The organism is Aromatoleum evansii, assembly GCF_012910805.1.
GTDB lineage: Bacteria > Pseudomonadota > Gammaproteobacteria > Burkholderiales > Rhodocyclaceae > Aromatoleum > Aromatoleum evansii.
Map to the genome: position 1 here is coordinate 1 of NZ_WTVK01000246.1, position 430 is coordinate 430.

The window sequence follows — 430 nt, forward strand, 5'->3', positions numbered from 1 at the left end:
CGGTCACCTTCGTGCCGCGCGTCTCGTCAAGGACCGCCTCGACAAGGAGCTCATCGGCAACGTGTCGCTGCGCGTCCTGCCCACCGAGCGTCCCGACGCCTGGGAGGTGCAGGGCCGCGGTGAGCTGGCGCTCGCCATCCTCGTCGAGCAGATGCGCCGCGAGGGCTTCGAGCTGACCGTCGGCAAGCCGCAGGTCGTCACGCGTGAGATCGACGGCAAGCTGCACGAGCCGTTCGAGCGCCTGACGATCGACACGCCCGAGGAGTACCTCGGCGCCATCACGCAGCTGCTCGCTGCCCGCAAGGGCCGCATGGAGCAGATGACGAACCACGGAACCGGTTGGATCCGCATGGAGTTCGTCGTCCCCGCGCGTGGCCTCATCGGCTTCCGCACCGAGTTCCTCACCGAGACGCGCGGTACTGGTATCGCG

General features: G+C 68.6%; 1 pseudogene. It reads left to right on the forward strand.

The features are described 5' to 3' along the window. Positions 1 to 430, forward strand: a pseudogene (locus GO615_RS30000) (translational GTPase TypA); the annotation flags it as partial.